16 protein-coding genes and 1 pseudogene are annotated in these 15,624 nt (G+C 59.3%); 7 read left to right on the top strand and 10 right to left on the bottom strand.

All coding sequences use genetic code 11. The features are described from left to right. A partial coding sequence (locus tag P3T24_RS38145; RefSeq protein WP_429441836.1) for a hypothetical protein occupies window positions 1-210 on the top strand: 210 nt, incomplete at its 5' end. Here the strand turns inward: P3T24_RS38145 and P3T24_RS38140 are convergent. From P3T24_RS38140 to P3T24_RS38095, 10 genes and pseudogenes are all read right to left on the bottom strand, one after another. After that, window positions 199-474 (bottom strand): hypothetical protein, encoded by a 276-nt coding sequence (locus tag P3T24_RS38140; protein ID WP_074266390.1) that lies wholly within the window; start codon window positions 472-474, stop codon window positions 199-201. The genes P3T24_RS38145 and P3T24_RS38140 overlap by 12 nt on opposite strands. Further along, entirely contained in the window at window positions 474-950 is a 477-nt protein-coding gene (locus P3T24_RS38135; protein WP_429286152.1) for an RHS repeat domain-containing protein, read from the bottom strand. The genes P3T24_RS38140 and P3T24_RS38135 overlap by 1 nt, the downstream gene beginning before the upstream one ends. An 87-nt stretch (window positions 951-1,037) precedes the next feature. Continuing rightward, complete coding sequence (locus tag P3T24_RS38130) at window positions 1,038-1,334, bottom strand: hypothetical protein (RefSeq protein WP_429441834.1); 297 nt, start codon at window positions 1,332-1,334, stop codon at window positions 1,038-1,040. 311 nt (window positions 1,335-1,645) lie between these two features. Further along, the gene (locus P3T24_RS38125) at window positions 1,646-2,848 is read right to left on the bottom strand and encodes an SEL1-like repeat protein (protein ID WP_074269221.1); all 1,203 of its coding nucleotides are present in this window, start codon (window positions 2,846-2,848) and stop codon (window positions 1,646-1,648) included. Between the two features lie 78 nt (window positions 2,849-2,926). Beyond that, window positions 2,927-3,169, bottom strand: coding sequence for a hypothetical protein (locus P3T24_RS38120; protein ID WP_174567541.1), 243 nt, complete (start codon window positions 3,167-3,169; stop codon window positions 2,927-2,929). Between the two features lie 34 nt (window positions 3,170-3,203). Then, a complete protein-coding gene (locus P3T24_RS38115; RefSeq protein ID WP_429441832.1) occupies window positions 3,204-4,409 on the bottom strand; it encodes an SEL1-like repeat protein in 1,206 nt (401 codons plus the stop codon). A gap of 78 nt (window positions 4,410-4,487) precedes the next feature. Continuing rightward, window positions 4,488-6,404: a phospholipase D-like domain-containing protein gene (locus tag P3T24_RS38110; RefSeq protein ID WP_429441830.1), complete on the bottom strand. Its 1,917-nt coding sequence runs from the start codon at window positions 6,402-6,404 to the stop codon at window positions 4,488-4,490. 126 nt (window positions 6,405-6,530) lie between these two features. Then, window positions 6,531-6,713, bottom strand: a pseudogene (locus P3T24_RS38105) (hypothetical protein); the annotation flags it as partial. A gap of 1,064 nt (window positions 6,714-7,777) precedes the next feature. Then, on the bottom strand, window positions 7,778-8,224 hold the full coding sequence (locus P3T24_RS38100; protein WP_429441828.1) for a hypothetical protein: 447 nt from the start codon (window positions 8,222-8,224) through the stop codon (window positions 7,778-7,780). Between the two features lie 115 nt (window positions 8,225-8,339). Next, window positions 8,340-9,191 (bottom strand): FadR/GntR family transcriptional regulator, encoded by an 852-nt coding sequence (locus P3T24_RS38095; RefSeq protein WP_429441826.1) that lies wholly within the window; start codon window positions 9,189-9,191, stop codon window positions 8,340-8,342. Window positions 9,192-9,455: 264 nt separating this feature from the next. Here P3T24_RS38095 and P3T24_RS38090 point away from each other — a divergent pair, with 264 nt between their 5' ends. The 6 genes from P3T24_RS38090 to P3T24_RS38065 are packed head-to-tail and all read left to right on the top strand — an operon-like array spanning window position 9,456 to window position 15,623. Further along, window positions 9,456-10,664, top strand: a complete 1,209-nt coding sequence (locus P3T24_RS38090) for an ABC transporter substrate-binding protein (protein ID WP_429286158.1) — start codon at window positions 9,456-9,458, stop codon at window positions 10,662-10,664. A gap of 52 nt (window positions 10,665-10,716) precedes the next feature. After that, on the top strand, window positions 10,717-11,577 hold the full coding sequence (locus P3T24_RS38085; RefSeq protein WP_074266398.1) for a branched-chain amino acid ABC transporter permease: 861 nt from the start codon (window positions 10,717-10,719) through the stop codon (window positions 11,575-11,577). After that, complete coding sequence (locus P3T24_RS38080) at window positions 11,574-12,626, top strand: branched-chain amino acid ABC transporter permease (protein ID WP_074266399.1); 1,053 nt, start codon at window positions 11,574-11,576, stop codon at window positions 12,624-12,626. Before P3T24_RS38085 ends, P3T24_RS38080 begins: the two co-directional genes overlap by 4 nt. Continuing rightward, on the top strand, window positions 12,623-13,390 hold the full coding sequence (locus P3T24_RS38075; protein ID WP_429441824.1) for an ABC transporter ATP-binding protein: 768 nt from the start codon (window positions 12,623-12,625) through the stop codon (window positions 13,388-13,390). The genes P3T24_RS38080 and P3T24_RS38075 overlap by 4 nt, the downstream gene beginning before the upstream one ends. Beyond that, window positions 13,387-14,088: an ABC transporter ATP-binding protein gene (locus P3T24_RS38070; RefSeq protein ID WP_429441823.1), complete on the top strand. Its 702-nt coding sequence runs from the start codon at window positions 13,387-13,389 to the stop codon at window positions 14,086-14,088. Before P3T24_RS38075 ends, P3T24_RS38070 begins: the two co-directional genes overlap by 4 nt. A gap of 41 nt (window positions 14,089-14,129) precedes the next feature. Further along, window positions 14,130-15,623 carry a M81 family metallopeptidase gene (locus P3T24_RS38065; RefSeq protein ID WP_429441821.1) on the top strand — a complete coding sequence of 498 codons (1,494 nt, stop codon included), beginning with the start codon at window positions 14,130-14,132 and terminating at the stop codon, window positions 15,621-15,623. Window position 15,624: the final 1 nt, after the last annotated feature.

Raw genomic sequence — 15,624 nt, 5'->3', positions numbered from 1 at the left:
ACCCGTTTATTGCGTTTCGCTACGGTCATCGTCGCTCCTGTTACTGGCAGTCTCCTGCCAAATGACCGTTTACACAAAACTATTTACACCCTCGCGCCGCAGGATAGGGGCCACATAGAAGTACGGGCCGCAATCGTCTCCGGTGATCTCGGTGCAACCATCGAACATCGTTCGCTCGTTGCACCGAACCTCAGTTGCTTACTCTTCTGACGGTTTGTCGGTCGGTGCCTCTGTAAAAGTCATGTATTGCTTTATGTCAGGCTGACCTAGTGCGATCAGACTGAGCACGCCAGCACCAAACCGACGCGCAAATTCATCGTCGAGTCTGAACTCGAATTCGTCCAGCAAAACGGGCATTTCAATTGCCCCTTTCAAAGCAGGGGCCATCCTCGCTTTCTCGACCGACTGCAGGATCAACTGCTGACGATCCTGGTCATAGGTTACTACCACGGAACATGGCGGAAATTGAATCATCAGTGCCCCCTGCAATCTTGATAGTCAGCAAATGCGTTCTGCTTGCAAAGCGCGAGGCCAGCCAACCCACCCATATATTTGGCAAGCGCGTTGCATTTGAACATATCGCGCTCATACTTCGCATGACACTCCGCCTCGAGCCACTCTTTATCACCGCTACCTGCACATTTAACCATTCCACCGTCACGGCCGCCAGCTCCGAACAGCGCGCTATAGAGCGTTGATCTCTTCGCAGAGCTGGTCAAATCCGGCACCAGAGCGGGATAAGGAATCTGCGCCTGATCGCTCAGCATCAGCTCTGTTGTCTCACCCCAATCCGGCAACGCCTCGCTCAATTCGTCGCCAAACAGCTTCCCCGGCAGTTTCGCTTTCCACGCCATATAGCATTCAACGCAGAGCCTTGGCACGCCATCGGGATGGGTTACCGAAGCAAGATTCCCCTTGCCGTCGTACGCGTACCGCGTCGCATTGCCCAACGGATCCACCGTGGCAACAATGCGATCGTTATCGTCATACTGAAAATCGATCTTTAGCTTGTCCGGCCCTATGTTATCGACCGCGAACTAGTTCACCAGCACCATCCGGCCTTTGTAATCAAACCCGAACTTGCGCAACGCCCCTGTACGGGTCGTCTCGGAGTAGATCAGGCCGATGTTGGCCGAGTAACGTTTTATAACTCGCCTTGCACACAAAAATGCGGACAGGTTCGGTCGTCCCGCTGCAATCACATTGAGCACCACAACTCCAAGCTGTCGCGCCAATTCATCGTCAAACTTGAATTCGTCACCGTCTAAAAAAGACGGTACTTCCATAACTCCACTCACTAGAGGAGCCAGCTTGGCTGAATCTACAGCCTGCATGATCAACTGCTTAGTATCTTCGGTGTAGGTCAGAACCAAGGAATACAGTGAGGGATGCGTGCAACGGGGGCAACGTCAGTCCGCACTCATCCTGCAAAATCGTATTTCAGACGCTTGCTCCGCTTCTTCGACCGTCCAAGATTCGCGCACCGTCCGCCCCTTGCCTCTGCCGCCGCCTGGATTCTGGCGAGAGGCAGGCGCCTACGCTTATAGACACAGATCACCGTGATACCTTCGCGGTTCCATGGTCGCATTTCCACTCAGCTTTTAAATATCGATCCCTGCTCAAAAATCACAGGGCGTGATTTTTCCTACGCCTCGTCGCTGTAAGCAACCAGGCTCCACGTCACATCGGTATGGTGCTGGCGCATCCCAAGCAACGCGTCGAGTCCCGGTATGGCACGCGGCTGGGTTATGGTGAGGCGCGGCATGATTTCTCCCTTGCCGATACGCTGTGTCGCGTCCGGACTGAAACCCGCCCATTGTTTCGCGCGCCAGACGCCATCCTGCGGGCAGAACTCGTTGGTGCGAGCCGTGGCGCCAAGCGGCAAACGGTTGTCCTTTTTAGCCGGCGTGAGAGGCAGGCCCGTCGCAGGGTCGAGGTTTTTCTCACGGGCCAGCTTTGTAACCAGCGACTCGGCAGGCTTCTGCGGTGGCTGGGCGGCGTCCTGCTCCTTCTGCCACTGGAACGTACCATCCCACTCCGGTAGCTTCGCGGGAGGCAGCGGCACGATCCGGTCGATGTCCGGGACCTTCGGATTCAGGCCATCGTGGTCGCTGAGAAACTTCCAGATCAGTCCGTACCGGCGTGAGCGTTCAGAATCTTTGGACTGTCCGACGTAATAGATTTCATCCGATGGATTCGTATCGAATCCATTTTGCAGAAATGACGACGATTGCGCATCACCAGCCTGCACCCCCTTCTGGAACGCCTCGACAGCTTCCTCATAAAGTTTGGCGTCCATCAGGTCAATGCCCAAATAGCTGCCAGCCTTGCCATATCCCTGATCGACGGCACATTCCATCATCTGCCGTGAAATGTCCGGCGCGCGATCCTTTGGGGAAAGCAGGTCACCGACATAATATTGCCCTTCGGCGCTACCAAGGTCAGCGGCCTTGCGGAAATAGATCCGCGCCTTCTTCTCGTCCTGCTTCACGCCGTAACCGAGTTCGAGGTAGTGACCCATGTCGTAGTAGCCGCCCGGGATGCCCTCAGCAATCAACTGTTCGGCCAGATCAACCGTTTCTGTGGCCGCGTGGGGCGACGATGCCTGCCCGGTGGAGACCAGCAGTTGGAGGTTGTGGTTAGCCTTGTAATGACCATATGCCGCGGCAATCCGATAATAGCGGGCGGCCGCATCGTAGTCTTTCGGGCCGGGTTTCTTTTCGAGGAACAGGGCATATTTGAACAGCGTATCAGCCTGCGGATCGAGCGGCGGCAGGTGGTCCGCCTCATGGACGCAGGTAAAGGCCAGCTTCGCGCGCACGGCGCTCCATTCGGCTTGCGTGGGCATCGGATTATCCTTGTTCGAACAGGCGCTGAGCGCAAGCGCCAGGCAGATTGCAATTGATGTGCTTCGTCTTTCCATCGTTCAGTCCAGCCGCAAACGGCTCGCGCCCGTCCACATGAATCCAATGAGTGATGCGATGGGAGCTAGTGCGATCTTTTGATTGCCGGCATTTCGAGCAATTGTCTGTTCCCAATACTTGCTCGCGATTTGAGGGTCATCCTGCACCCCCTGCCCGTTTGTATGGATATTCCACAGGTGCCTTCGCAGCGACTGCGTCACGTCCATGCGCTCGTGACAGATGTTCAGTTCGCTGTCCACTTCCATGCTGCGCCGGTCGACGTTGGCCGAACCGGGTGTCCTACGCCTCGTCGCTGTAGGCAACCAGGCTCCACGTCACATCGGTATGGTGCTGGCGCATCCCAAGCAACGCGTCGAGTCCCGGTATGGCACGCGGCTGGGTTATGGTGAGGCGCGGCATGATTTCTCCTTTGCCGATACGCTGTGTCGCGTCCGGACTGAAACCCGCCCATTGTTTCGCGCGCCAGACGCCATCCTGCGGGCAGAACTCGTTGGTGCGAGCCGTGGCGCCAAGCGGCAAACGGTTGTCCTTTTTAGCCGGCGTGAGAGGCAGGCCCGTCGCATGGTCGAGGTTTTTCTCACGGGCCAGCTTTGTAACCAGCGCGTCGGCAGGCTTCTGCGGTGGTTGGGCGGCGTCCTGTTCCTTCTGCCACTGGAACGTACCATCCCACTCCGGTAGCTTCGCGGGAGGCAGAGGCACGATCCGGTCGATGTCCGGTACCTTCGGATTGAGACCGTCGTGACGGTCCAAGAACTTCCAGATCAACTCATAACGGCGCGAGCGTTCCGCGTCCTTGGACTCCCCAATGTAAGAAGCGATATTCGACGGATTGCTGGTATCGAAGCCATCTTGCAGAGCAAATGCGGATTGGACATCGCCCGCCTGTGCCCCCTTCTGGAACACTTTGATTGCTTCTGCATAGAGTTTGCTGTCCATCAGGTCGATACCCAGATAGCTGCCAGCCTTGCCATATCCCTGATCGACTGCACATTCCATCATCTGCCGCGAAATGTCCGGCGCGCGATCCTTTGGGGAAAGCAGGTCGCCGACATAATATTGCCCTTCGGGGCTACCGAGGTCAGCGGCCTTGCGGAAATAAATCCGTGCCTTCTTCTCGTCCTGCTTCACGCCGTAACCGAGTTCCAGGTAGTGACCCATATCGTAGTAGCCGCCCGGGATACCTGCAGCAATCAACTGTTCGGCCAGGTCAATCGTTTCCGCGGCCGCGTGGGGCGACGATGCCTGTCCGGTGGACACTAGCAGTTGCAGGTTGTGGTTGGCCTTGTAATGACCATGCGCGGCGGCAATCCGGTAATAGCGGGCGGCCGCATCGTAGTCTTTCGGGCCAGGTTTCTTTTCGAGGAACAGGGCATATTTGAACAGCGCGTCGGCCTGCGGATCGAGAGGCGGAAGGTGGTCCGCCTCGTGGGCACAGGTAAAGGCCAGTTTCGCGCGCACGGCGCTCCATTCGGCTTGGGTGGGCATCGGATTATCCTTGTTCGAACAGGCGCTGAGCGCAAGCGCCAGGCAGATCGCAATTGATGTGCTTCGTCTTTCCATCGTTCAGTCCAGCCGCAAACGGCTCGCGCCCGTCCACATGAAACCGACAAGTGACGCAAGCGGTGCATCACCGTTTTTCTCTCGCCTTGCATTCTGACTAATGATGTACTCCCAACCCTGAGCAGCCGTTTCAATTGAGTCCGATGTCGCACGGTGAAGCCCCTTCGTATGAACGGTCCACAGGTGCCTTCGCAGCGGTTGCGTCACATCCATCCGTTCGTGGCAGATATTCAGTTCGCTATCCACCTCCATGCTGCGCCGGTTGATGTTGGCCGAACCATGCGTGAGAAACACGTCGTCAACGATCATGATCTTGCTGTGAACGTAAACTGGCGTCCACGCACTACCAGGCGGCGAGTCGGGCGCAACCAGCGAACAGACGTGAACCTTGAGACCCGGAATCGGCTGCGGCAGAACCTCCTTACCTGCGTTGAGGTTGTCGTCATACTCGTGTTGCAGCCTCGCCTGCCTGGCCTGCGCTGCGTCAACGGCGCGTTGTGCGTCGGCCCGTTCCCGCGGGCTGCTCGCGTTTCGCATCTGCGTGTTCGCCGCCGTAACCTCTTTCCGGACATCCTGCAATGCGGAGCCGAGCGCGTCACTGCGCTCCTCCCGTGCGATGACCGGAATGGTGTCCGCGCGGCCAAGACTATTGAGCATGTCATAGGTCGTTCCAGGCCCCTGCCCGATACCGTCCCTGTTCGCGTTGGTCACAACAAAAAGATGAACCGGCTTTGCCGGATCACGTCCGGCACAGATCTGCGCCTGTACCACGCTCTTGATCTTTTCCGCAAGAGCCGGCCAGCGGAAGTACTGGTTCTCGATGTAGATGAATTTCGTTGCGTTATTGACCGCCTGAAGGTAAAGCGCCCTGATGTTACGCACGCCCTCCTGCGACTGCGTGCGGCTGATCTGCGCCATGACGCGTGTACCGATCCTGTCGCGCGGTTCTAACTGCGCTGCAAATCCACTACGCTTTGCGAGCAGGTCTTCCTTCGCATCACGTTGCCACGCCCAGCAGAAATTGTCGTTCAGATGTTCGAGAATCGGCCCCGCGACGATGGCCGACATGTCCTGCCGTGGCGTATCACCATTGCGCCCCAGGCCCGGCGTTTTCTTCGCGTAGCTGTGACGGTCATCGTCCCAATAGGCATCCAGCGTGTTATGTCCCATCACGAAGCCCACAGCAACTTCCGGCGCTTCATAGTCGATCAGCACCATTTTCTGGTGATGGGAGGGTTCCGCACCGTATGCACCAATAGTCCCGGATGTTGGGCCATCGCCGCTTCCCCGCATGAGTTTTTCCCGATACATGATCTCCTCGCGGTCATGCAGCGAGAAGTCACGCGTCACCAGTTCGATGCCGATATCCCTGAAGGACTGCGAACCGAACATCTGGTACGGGTCCTGTCTGAGTGCGGTATACATCTGCGATCCGGCAGGCGCTGCACCCGAAGGTTTGCCGCCTGCCGGCAACCGGGCATTGTGATACCAGTTCCGGTCGTAGGCGATCTGATATGCATCCTCGTTCTGTGTCATGAACCGCGCACCCTCGATCCACCCCGGTACCTCCTGTTCGCCGATCTGCGCGATCCAGGCGGAATCGAGCCAGCACAGGATGCGAACCTTGACACCCGCTTTGGCCTTCCTGATGAGCAGATCGCCAATACGCAGCGATTTGCCACCGTCCCGTTTGAAATACATCGACGGCTGGAAGCCCCAGCAGATGTAATCAATGGTATGTGTCGCCTTGTCAATGGCGTCATAGAGTGCTCCGAACGCCTCGTGGCCGTTCACAAGCGGCGTGTAGTTGGCAGGCTTTGGACGATATTCCGTCTTCTGCACGAACCACGGCAGGGTTATCACCGCGCTCCGCGTGCACGACAGCGCGATGGGTACGGTAATCGGTGGTTGCTGGGTCATGGTCAGGCGTCCGTATCAAGCAGTTCGTCATAGTCGGTGCGGTGTTGCGCGCGATCAACCGCGCCAGCATTCGTACCGCTTTGCCCCTCGTAGAAGTGAAAACCCCCATTGGCGAGCGCACCGTTAGTCAGCCTGCGCAAGCTGCGACGGATGGGTCAGAACAATGCGCACCTCGGTAGGTGCGCCCATCTTTTCGGTCGCTTCGAACGAGACGACCGAGAGCGCCGCCGCGCTGTCCGTGCCGGCCACATCGAGGAAATATGCCTGCCGTCCTGTGAGCAGGTTTGCAACCCGATCGAATTCCGCCATACGCAAGTCCCTGTTTTCTGATTGTTGGTCCGCGCTGTGCGAGGCGCCGCACCCGGCGATCGGACACCTCCGGAAAGTGCCGATGCGAGTTTCAAAAGGTTTTGAAATTCGAACGCGTTGCTGTTCAACAAAAACAGAGCGTCGGAAAGGCACCCTTCCGGAGAAATGTGTGGTGAATGACGAACCACGCCCGACATAGTAGAGTGGTTTTTCATCCCAAAAAACCACTCTGCAATCCGGTTATCGAGTCACTTTCCCCTTCTGCAATGATAGGGACTACGAAAAATCACACTCTATGATTTTTCTGAAGCGGTAACGATAACGGAAGTGGACGCTGATGCCTTTCACCCCGGCATGCACCCGGCCAGACAGGCCGCTGCCGCCGTTCACGACGCGGCCATGGTCGGCGGCGGTGAGCTTCAGGAGCGGACCGTCACGACGATACGGAGAACCGAAGGCCGTTTGCCAACAACTACGTCGTTGAATTCAAACGGAATAGATGTTTGTGGACCTTGTGCGTCGCGGGGTAAACTTATCCACAGACTTCGTTCATAAGCTTGTGGATAATCTAAGAGCAAGCGAGCCAAGCCATTGATGTAGCGGGTTAACCGCGCGCTGCTTCGGGCGCGCCGCCAGCGCTAGCAGCGGCCTTCGCAGCGAGCCACCAACGATCGCGGCCCCACGCGCCGATAGTCGGCTGCACATTTTCTGCGACCGGGCGACGTGATGAATGATTCTGCGCGTTGCGCGCTATCGTCCGTTCTGGCACGGCGGCGGATGCTGTCTCCGGAGTGCTGCCTGAAACGGCAGCGGCGGCACGTACTCCAGACCAAGTTGCACGAACTGCGCGGTGACTTCATCGGTTAGCTTGGCAGCCAGTGTCAACGCAAGTCGATCCCCGCCGTCACACCGCGCGCTTGCCTTCTAGCAAAACCCGCCGCGCCTAGAACGAGTGAACCGTACATACCGACGTGACGTACCGCGCCCCAAGCACCAGATGCCGCATGTGATGTATGACGTCGGTGACGCCGCCTCCGCCTGGTACGCGACTGAATAGGCGCCTCTTACTTCCCCGTCACCACCAGCCTAAGCTTCGAGGCCCCAGCCGTCGTCGCGGTAATCTGCGTGCGCTTGCCGCGCGCTCCCAAATAGAAATGCTGTCGCGCCGGCGAGTTCTGATCGTGGGTCGCATCGGGCAAGCAAGAAGCAATATCCGCAGCCACCGACTGAAGCGCGTCTGCACTCGAACCCGCGTCATGATGCGGCGTCCACAGACACTGATAGCTGTCGTGACTCGCGTTGCATTGCGCATCGTCGCCGTAGGGTTGCGCGACGCCGTTCACCTCTGCCTGGCTAAGTCCGGTAAACCCATCCGGCGCAGCGGCGACGATGCGTTTCAACGCCGCGCAGGGAGAGGGAGCATCGTCGGCCAACGCGACCGCGGGCAACACCACAGCAAGCGCTGCTGCGCCCAACGTAAGGCGCAAAATGGGGCGGTTGAAGTGATTCATTAGCGTGATTCCTTATAGAGGATCTTTCAGGTTGTGTGCTGCCATCTGCGCACACACTTCCGCCTCTCTGCGCCAGCACGTTTCATGCCGCCCGCCACTCGCCGGACGAGCATCGTCAATCCCCGGTCCCCTCCAGATCCTCCGCCGGCGCCGCGCTTCGCGTACGCAGCCTCTTACGGATCTCCGAATCGAGAATCAGCCTTCCGCGCAACTTACCCTTCATCCGTTTGACGTAGCGCGGCGCCTCGGTCATGTGAATCACCATCAGTTCGCGCACCTTCTCGACATCGCGAGCGCGCGCCGCTTTCGTGATGGCCTTGTGAATCTTCACGTTAGCCTCACCGAAGCGTTCATGTTCGGACTGCGGAGTATCGTTACGAAACTCGATCAGTTGCCGGATCATTTCGTTGATCAACTCGCAGCTAAATCGCAAGAACGGATTCGGATTCGCCGCCGCAAGGATGTCGTGGAAATTCACGTCCTCCTGACGCTGCTTCAGGATATCGCTCACACCATGCGCCGCAGCCGGTTTATCGCAGCATGCGATGCTCGCATCGAGCGCGGCGAAATCCTGCTCGGTCAGATGCGGCACCGCACCCGCTGCGAGTTCCGGTTCGAGCAACTGCCGCACCGTATAGATATCGTCGATGGTGACGTCCTTGAAGAACAGATAGTTCTGCAGCAACTGCAGCGTGCGATCCAGCGGCACTTCCACCACCATGCCGCCGCCGTTCGGCCCGGTCGTCACCTTGATGAGTCCCTGCACCTCCAGCGATTTGAGTGCCTCGCGAATCGTGCTCTTGCTCACCGAAAACAGCGCCTGCAATTCGACCTCGCGCGGCAGACGGTCGCCCGGTTTCAGGTCTTTCTCGGTGATGAGCCGCTTGATCTCTTCGGCGACCAGATCGGGGCGCTTCTGCTGCTTGATTTCAATCGCGACGCCACCCTTGGCTCGATCCATGACCATCTTCGATGCTCCTCATGTGCGCCTGTCGGCGCCTGCCCACCCCTGCTACGGGCAAACCCGTAGTCGCCGCCGGCGGGTAGCCGGCCCGCTGCGGGACGGGAATTTTGCCTTATTGACACCCGAATTTATTGTACCTAGCATCGGGTTCATTCTATTTATCATGATAAATAGATCCAGTCAGCGCGGTCAAAAAAGACCGCGCGGCGGCCAGCCCGGTTTCGCAGTCGGTTGCATGCGTGTCTCTTTCCACCAAGGAGCGTCATTTTGAATCGCCGAAATATGTTGAAGCTGGCCGCTCTGTCGGCCGTCCCCGGAACGCTCGGCTCGCTGGTTACGCGTAGCGCGTTTGCCCAGGGCGCGCCGCTCCAGTTCGCCTGCCCCGTGCCGATGTCCGGCGCCTTTGCCGCCAATGGCAAATACGCGGATCTCGGCATGAAGCTCGCTATCGAACAGTACGGCAAGGTGCTCGGCGAACCGCTCTCGTACACAGTGCTCGACACGGAAGGCAAACCGGCCACCGCTGTGCGCCGCGTGCAAGAAATCGCTCAACAAAAGAACGTTCGCTATTTCGCGGGCGGTATTCTGTCCTCCGAAGCATTGGCCATGGCCAGCGAAGTCGAGAAGGACGGCGGCGTATTCATCACCACCGCCGGCGCCGATGAAATCACCGGTAAGGACTGCAATAGCGCGACCTTCCGCTGGTCGGTGCCGACCTTCGGCGCGATCGATCAGACCGTGCGCCCGCTCATCCAGATGCTGCCCAAGGCCAAGCGCTGGTATACCATCACACCGCAATACGTGTTCGGCGACGGTTTGCTGTCCGCGGCGAAAGCGGTGTTTCAGGAGAAGGGTATCGAGCACGTGGGCAACAGCTACCACTCGCTCACCGAGAAGGAATTCAGCGGCTATTTGACCAACGCCGTCGCCGCTAAACCCGACGTGCTGCTCATCCTCAACTTCGGCTCGCAATCGTCGGATACGCTGCGTCAGGCCATCAGCTTCGGCATGAAGAACAACTGCACGATCCTGATTGCATGGGCCTCCGGGCTCGAGCAGTTCCAGGCGCTCGGCGCCGACCTGTGCGACGGCGTCTACTTCGGCGCGCAGTACTGGCACGGCATCGACTCGCCGCTTAATCATGATCTCGTCGCACGCTCGAATGCGGCGTTCAAGGAGAATCCGAACTACAGCCTGGCGGGTTCGTACATCTGCACGAAGATCCTGCTCGACGGCATCGTCAAGGCGGGCTCGGCCGATCCGAAGAAGGTGGTCGCCGCGCTCGAGGGCATGAAGTACGCAGGCTTGACAGGTCCGGAGGAAGTACGCAAAGGCGACCATCAGGTCATCAAGAATTACTATTTGCTCAAGGGCAAGGCAAAGAACAAGATGAAGAACGCGGACGACTTCGCCGATATCGTCAGTTCCGGCCAGTCGTTCCTGCCGCTCGACAAAACCGGTTGCAAGCTGGCCTGATAGTCCTCGCGTCGGGCGGCCGCGCCCACCGCAACCTTCAGCGACGGACGTCATGAACGTTTATCTTCTGCAGATCGTCAACGGCATCGGCGTGGGAATGTTGTATTTCCTGCTGGCGGTGGGCTTGTCGATCGTCTTCGGCTTGCTGCGCTTCGTCAACTTTGCGCATGGGGCGTTCTATCTGCTCGGCGCGTACTTCTGCTATCAGGCGCTGCAGTGGTCGATGAGTTTCTGGACCGCGCTCGTTGTCGTGCCGATCGTTGTCGGCGCACTGGCGTGGGTGGTGGAGAAGCTGGTCCTGCGACACGTCTATGAACAGCAGCACGAGTTCCATATTCTGGTGACCGTGGGTCTCGCGCTGGTGTTGCAGGAGTGCGTGATCCTGATCTGGGGGCCGCTCGGCAATAACGTGCCCGTACCGGATTCACTGAACGGTGTGGTGATCTGGGGCAGCTTCGTGTATCCGAAGTACCGGCTGTTCGTGATCGGGTTTACTGCCGTGCTGGCTGGCCTGCTGTGGTGGCTGCTCGAAGGTACGCGCCTCGGCAGCGCGGTGCGGGCGGGTAGTGAATCGACGGAGATGGTCTCGCTGCTTGGCATCAACGTGTTGCGGGTGTTTAGCCTCGTGTTTGCGCTCGGTGCCGCTACGGCTGCGCTAGCGGGCGTGCTCGCCGCGCCGATTCGCGGTGTCGATCCGTTCATGGGCATCGAGGCATTGAGCGTCGCATTCGTGGTGGTGGTCGTGGGCGGCCTGGGCAATTTTCTGGGTGCGCTGGTGGGCGGTCTGCTGGTCGGCATCGTGCAGAGCGTGATGAGCACGTTGTGGCCCGAAGGCGCAAGCCTCATGATCTACGTTGCAATGGCTGCCGTGCTGCTGTTGCGCCCGAACGGACTGCTCGGGAGAGCGACATGATCGACACGTCGAAGACGCTCACTACTGAGGATGCGTCGGCAGCCGGCTCCAGGCGCACATTCAGACAGGCGTTGCATCACTATCGCTTCATTCTGCTGGCGCTACTTGTGGTCTGCGTGCTGCCGCTGACCTTGCGTTCAGGCTCGCTCGCTACCGAGGTGCTGGTGTACGCGCTCGCCGCTCTCGGCTGCAACCTGTTGCTGGGTTTTACCGGCTTGCTTTCGTTTGGACAGGGAATCTTCTTCGGGCTGGGCAGCTATACCGCGGGCATCATACTGACGAAGTTCGATGGCACGCCTGTCACGCTCGCATTGCTCGCGTCGATCATCGTCGGCGCAGCAGCATCTGCTCTGGTCGGCTGGTTCTCGATTCGTCAGCGCGGCACCTACTTCGTCATGCTAACGCTCGCGTTTGGGCAGATGTTCTACTTTCTGGCCTACACAACGCCCAATCTGACCGGCGGAGACGACGGCCTGCTGAGTATCCCCCGCCCTGCACTCTCCCTGTTCGGCAAGACGCTCGTCCCGCTCACGACACCGTGGCAGTACTACGGTTTCGTTGCGGTGCTGTTCCTCCTCGCGTTCTGGCTGCTCATGCGTGTGTCGCATTCGGTCTTCGGACGCACCCTGCTGGCGATCCGTGACAACGAAGCGCGCGCCGCCGCGGTCGGTTACGACGTCAAGCGCTTCAAACTGATGGCGTTTATGATCTCCGGTGCGGTTACGGGTCTTGCCGGCGCGTTGCATGCGCTGATGACCGGCATCGCACCGTTGTCGAATATCGACTACCACACGAGCGAGATGATCCTCGTGATGACGGTAATCGGGGGCACCGGCAATCTGTTTGCGTCGGTGCTCGGTGCGGCCTTTTATGTGCTGTTCGCCGACTGGCTCTCTACGTTGTGGCCGCGCTGGTTGCTGCTGCTCGGCCTGCTGTTGATCGCCGTGAGTCTGTTCATGCAACGCGGACTGTGGGGTCTCGGCGAACGTATCTGGCAAGCTGTGCGGCGCGATACACCCGCTGCGGACGCAGGCGAGGAGCACGCATGAGCGAAGCCATCCTGCAGGCTAGCGGCATCGTGAAGCGCTATGGAAAATTTACCGCGCTCTCCGAAGTCGATCTGCGCATTCTGCCGCGCACGGTGCATTCGGTGATTGGACCCAACGGTGCGGGCAAGACGACACTGTTTCACGTTCTCACCGGCACCTTGCCGATTACCGCCGGCAAGATTATGTTCGACGGCCACGATGTGACGCATGAACCCGACCACAAACGCGTGCGCCGCGGCGTCGCTCGCTCGTTTCAGGTGACGAGTCTGTTCGCCAATCTGAGTGTGCGCGAGAACCTACGCCTCGCAGCGCAAGGTGTCGAAGCCAGACACGCGTTGAATGCATGGAAGCCGCCATGCGGCCCGCTGGCGCATACTGATGTAGTCGACAGCGTGCTGGAACGGCTTGCCTTGCAGCGTTTTGCGGACACCGCTGCGGGTGCCCTGTCGCACGGTCAGCAGCGGCGTCTCGAAGTCGGCATGGCGCTCGCCGCGCGACCCAAGGCGATCTTTCTCGACGAGCCGACCTCGGGTATGGGTATCGACGATCTCGCCGATATGAAGCAACTGATCCGCAGCCTGCGCGACGAATACACAGTCGTGCTGATCGAACACAACATGGGCATCGTGATGGACATCTCCGACACCATCACCGTGATGCAACAGGGCCGCGTTCTGGTAGAAGGCCGCCCCGACGAAATTCGCGGCGACGAACGCGTCAGGAGTGCGTACCTTGGCAACATGATCACCGGAGGTCGCGCATGATCCTCGACGTCCAGCAGATTCATGGCTTCTACGGCAAAAGTCACATCCTGCAAGGGGTTACGCTATGTGTCGGCGAAGGTGAGACCGTTACGCTGCTGGGCCGCAATGGCGCCGGCAAGTCGACGACGCTCAAGAGTATCGCCGGCGTCGTGACGCCGGCGCGTGGCGCGGTGACCTTCAAAGGCGAACCGATCCACAAGCTCGCACCGCATAGGATCGCTTCGCGCGGCGTGTGCTTTGTGCCCGAGCATCGCGGTATCTTCCGGCTGCTTTCGGTTGAAGAAAATCTGCGGCTCGGTGCCCGCAAAGACTCGCCGTGGCAGCTTGACGATATCTACCGTATTTTTCCGCGCCTCAAAGAACGGCGCGCGAATGGCGGCGCTCAATTGTCCGGCGGTGAGCAGCAGATGCTCGCCATCGGTCGCGCGTTGCTGAACCATCCTCGTCTGTTGATGCTCGACGAGCCGGTGGAGGGACTCGCGCCGGTGATCGTCGAAGAAATCGTTGCGCAGTTAAAGCTGATCAAGCAAGCGGGTGTCGCGATCCTGCTGGTGGAACAGAACCTCGAGGTATGTTCGCAACTCGCTGACCGGCATTACATCATCGAGCAGGGTGTGATCGTGTACGAAGGCGACAATGCCGCGTTTATCGCCGACGAGTCGGTCAAGGACCGCTATCTCGGCGTGGGCGTCGTTTAACTGCAGCGTCATTTATCGCAAGAAATCGCAAAGGCAAGCGCATGAAACTCCTCATTGCCAGGATGAATCACGAAACCAATACGTTCTCTCCCGTCGCGACACCGCTCGAAGCATTCGGGCGCAGCGGCCCGAGTTGGGGAGAAGATGCATTGCGCGAAAACAAAGGCATGCAGACCGCGATGTCTGCGTTTATCGATGCAGCCGAGCGTGAGCACGCACAGTACGTGACACCGGTTTCGGCTTCGGCCAACCCAAGTGGCCCGGTTGCGGCGGCTGCCTACGATGCGATCTGCAATGCGATCGTCGAGGCCGCGCAAGGGTGCGACGCTGTGTTGCTGGATCTGCACGGCGCGATGGTCGCGGAGAACTCGGCCGATGGCGAAGGCGATCTGCTCGCCCGCGTACGCGCGGCATTGCCGGATGCGCCCATCGGCGTAGCGCTCGATCTGCACGGCAACGTCACGCAAAAGATGATCGACAACGCTGACGTCATCGTCAGCTTCAAGACTTATCCGCATGTCGACATGTATGAGACCGGCGCGCACGCGGCGCGTTTGCTGTTCGATCTGATTCATCAGCGGGCGCGGCCGGTGATCGCGTGGCGCCAGCCGCCGCTGCTTACGCATACGCTGCGCAGCGCGACGGCCGAAGGCGCGATGAAGCGTGCGGTCGATGCCGCGCGCGCAGCCGAGGCGGGCGGGATGCTGGCGGTATCGGTGCTGTCGGGTTTTTCGCTGGCGGATATCGCAGCGCCCTGTATTAGTGTCGTGGTGGTGGGCGATGGCGATCACGCCGCCGCGGATCGGGCCGCACAACGCATCGCACAACAGATCTGGGATGACAGGGAGGACTTCTTTTATCGCAGCGCTCCGCTCGCAGACTCGGTCGCTGAAGCGGCCGCTCTCGCCAAAGGTGCGGACAAGCCCGTGCTCTTGCTCGATCACGGCGATAACTGCATGTCGGGCGGCACCTGCGACACGATGGATCTGCTCGCAGAGGTGCTCAAACAGGGACTCGACGGTGTCGTGAGCGGACCGCTTTGCGATCCGGAAGCGGTGGCGGCGCTGCATAAGGCCGGAGTGGGAGCCACAGTAACGCTACCAGTAGGCAACAAACTCGCCAGCAAAGCTGTTAAGCCGCAGGCTCCCGTTACGTTGACCGGCGTGGTACGTGCACTCACCGATGGCGAGTACACCATTAGCGGTCCTACTTACACCGGACAGCGCGCTTACATGGGACGTGCCGCCGTACTCGACATCGGCGCTGCAACGCTCGTCCTGACCGAGCGCACGCATGAGCCCTGGGATCTGGGCGTGTTCGAAAGCGTCGGTATCGATCCACGGCGCGCGCGTTTTCTGCTGCTCAAATCGCGGATGTATTGCCGGCCGGTATTCGTACCGATAGCAGCAGCACTCGTGGAATGCGACAGCCGCGGCGTAACGAGTTCGGACTACGGCCTGTTCGATTTCGAGCGCGTGAAGCGGCCGGTCTATCCCCTGGATGCAGATGCAAGGTGGCAAAGCATTGCTTCGTGAG

This window comes from Paraburkholderia sp. GAS33 (assembly GCF_050436645.1).
Classification (GTDB): Bacteria; Pseudomonadota; Gammaproteobacteria; order Burkholderiales; family Burkholderiaceae; genus Paraburkholderia; species Paraburkholderia phenazinium_B.
Note: the sequence above shows the minus strand (reverse complement) of the source record. Positions and strands in the feature narration are given on the sequence as shown.

Coding starts and splice junctions, on each gene's coding strand:
- P3T24_RS38140 (WP_074266390.1), bottom strand. CDS start 474: ATGATTCAATTTCCGCCATGTTCCGTGGTAGTAACCTATGACCAGGAT.
- P3T24_RS38100 (WP_429441828.1), bottom strand. CDS start 8,224: ATGAATCACTTCAACCGCCCCATTTTGCGCCTTACGTTGGGCGCAGCA.
- P3T24_RS38065 (WP_429441821.1), top strand. CDS start 14,130: ATGAAACTCCTCATTGCCAGGATGAATCACGAAACCAATACGTTCTCT.
- P3T24_RS38125 (WP_074269221.1), bottom strand. CDS start 2,848: ATGCCCACGCAAGCCGAATGGAGCGCCGTGCGCGCGAAGCTGGCCTTT.
- P3T24_RS38070 (WP_429441823.1), top strand. CDS start 13,387: ATGATCCTCGACGTCCAGCAGATTCATGGCTTCTACGGCAAAAGTCAC.
- P3T24_RS38110 (WP_429441830.1), bottom strand. CDS start 6,404: ATGACCCAGCAACCACCGATTACCGTACCCATCGCGCTGTCGTGCACG.
- P3T24_RS38080 (WP_074266399.1), top strand. CDS start 11,574: ATGATCGACACGTCGAAGACGCTCACTACTGAGGATGCGTCGGCAGCC.
- P3T24_RS38130 (WP_429441834.1), bottom strand. CDS start 1,334: ATGCAGGCTGTAGATTCAGCCAAGCTGGCTCCTCTAGTGAGTGGAGTT.
- P3T24_RS38075 (WP_429441824.1), top strand. CDS start 12,623: ATGAGCGAAGCCATCCTGCAGGCTAGCGGCATCGTGAAGCGCTATGGA.
- P3T24_RS38120 (WP_174567541.1), bottom strand. CDS start 3,169: ATGGAAGTGGACAGCGAACTGAACATCTGTCACGAGCGCATGGACGTG.
- P3T24_RS38085 (WP_074266398.1), top strand. CDS start 10,717: ATGAACGTTTATCTTCTGCAGATCGTCAACGGCATCGGCGTGGGAATG.
- P3T24_RS38115 (WP_429441832.1), bottom strand. CDS start 4,409: ATGCCCACCCAAGCCGAATGGAGCGCCGTGCGCGCGAAACTGGCCTTT.
- P3T24_RS38095 (WP_429441826.1), bottom strand. CDS start 9,191: ATGGTCATGGATCGAGCCAAGGGTGGCGTCGCGATTGAAATCAAGCAG.